2 protein-coding genes are annotated in these 2,094 nt (G+C 62.4%); both read right to left on the reverse strand.

All coding sequences use genetic code 11. The features are described 5' to 3' along the window. On the reverse strand, positions 1-1,371 hold a 1,371-nt coding region (locus AC1DWI_RS20810), incomplete at its 3' end, for a DNA repair protein RecN (RefSeq protein WP_477725641.1). 18 nt (positions 1,372-1,389) lie between these two features. Next, a partial coding sequence (locus AC1DWI_RS20815) for an NAD kinase (protein WP_477725642.1) occupies positions 1,390-2,094 on the reverse strand: 705 nt, incomplete at its 5' end.

The following is a 2,094-nucleotide window of genomic DNA, read 5'->3' on the forward strand; positions in this document are numbered from 1 at the left end:
CGAATCAACCTCGTCAAATATGAGTGTTTGCGCCTGCCCCAACTGGCTGGTGGTGACGGCGATGGCCAGCGCGATGCGCGACAACTCGCCGCCGGAGGCGACCTTGCCCACGGGGCGAGGTGTGCTGCCGGCATGGCCCGCTACCAGGAACTCGGCTTGCTCCAGCCCGTGCTGGGCCGGTTGCTCCAGTTTGTTGAGCGCCACGTCGAATTTTCCGCCCTGCATGCCGAGGCCCTGCATGGCCTGGGTAATGGCTTTGGCGAGTTTTGGGGCAGCTTTGCTGCGCGCCTTCGACACCTGGCTGGCTTCATCCAGGTAGGCTGACCGTGCCTGGTTTTCATTTTTTTCCAATTGAACCAGATCGGCGGCTTCGTCGAGTTTGTGCAGCTCAGCCCGCCAGGAGGCCAGCAATTCAGGCAGTTCGACCGGGGTGCGTTTGTAACGCCGTGCCAGGCTGACCCACAGCGAAAGACGTTCGTCGAGTTCGGCCAGCCGTTGGGGTTCCAGCTCGGCGTGCCGTGCGTAGCCGTTGAGCGAATGCACCGCATCTTCCATCTGGGCCAGAGCGCCATTTAACACCTCAAGGATGCCCTTGAACTCGGGTTCGATGTGTTCCTGGCCTTGCAACGATGCAATGGCTCGTCCCAGCAGTGCGGTGGCGTTCTCGTCGGACTCCTGCAATGCGTCGACGGCGGCCTGTACGGCATCGCGCAGTGCCTGCGCATTGGATAACCGCCCATGTTGAGCATTCAGTTCGTCCCATTCGGCGGCCCCGGGCGCCAGCTTGTCGAGTTCACCGATTTGCCACGCCAGCCGCTCGCGTTCGCGCTGCAGGCTGTCTTGCGCTTCGTGCGCGTCGTTCAATGTTTTCTGGGAGAGCCGCCATTGCTGCCAGAGGCGTGACAACTCGCCGGTAGAGACTTCCGCATAGGAGTCGAGCAAGCCGCGTACCGCGTCGGGGCGGGTCAGGCTTTGCCACGCATGCTGGCCGTGGATGTCCACCAGCTGGTCGGCGATGTCCTTGAGCTGGGTGGCTGTTGCCGCGCTGCCATTGATCCAGGCGCGGCTTTTACCTTGCGCGTCTATCGTGCGCCTGAGCAGCAGGGTTTCGCTGCTGTCGAAGCCGGCTTGTTCCAGCCAGGGGGCCAGGCCGGCGGGGCTGTCAAACTCTGCGCTGATTTCGCAGCGTGCGGCGCCTTCGCGAACTACGCCGGCATCGGCTCGGGCGCCCAAAGCAAGCTGCAGTGCGTCAATCAGGATGGATTTGCCCGCACCGGTTTCACCGGTGAGCACCGAAAAGCCGCCGGACAAATCCAGCTCAAGCCTGTGGACGATGACGAAGTCGCGAAGCGATATGGTTTTGAGGCTCATAACTTGAATCCTGGCCGGTCAGGCCACGCCTTCGTTCCAGTGCAGCTTTCTCCGAAGCGTGTCGAAATAGCTCCAGCCTKTGGGGTGCAGGAAACGCATTTGGTGTTCGGAGCGCCTGACGGTGATGCGGTCGCCATGCAACAGACTTGCCAGCGACTGCATGTCGAAGTTGGCGCTGGCGTCGCGGCCAGAGACGATTTCAATGGTAATTTCGCCCGAGTCCGACAGCACAATGGGCCTGTTGGACAAGGTATGCGGTGCAATCGGCGCCAACACCCAGCCGGCAATCGATGGGTGCAGCAAGGGCCCGCCCGCTGAAAGAGCATAGGCCGTGGAGCCGGTCGGCGAGGCGATGATCAGGCCATCTGCGCGCTGGTTTGCCACAAAGCGGCCATCCACCTCCACACGGAGTTCCACCATGCCGGCGGTCGCTCCGCGGTTCACGACAACGTCGTTCATGGCGGTGGCGCTGAAGACGCACCTGCCGTCACGCACGACCTCGGCCTGCATCATCCAGCGTCGATCTTCTTCATACTCGCCACGCAACATGGGAATGAGTGTGTTCTGGTAGTCCTCAAAGGCGATGTCAGTGATGAACCCCAGCCTGCCCTGATTGATGCCCACCAGGGGGATGCCGAATTGGGCCAGCAGCCGGCCTATACCCAGCATGGTGCCGTCCCCCCCCACGACGAGGGCGAGGTCGCATTGGGCGCCGATGCCGGC

The organism is Polaromonas sp. P3_C2 (genome assembly GCF_056402675.1).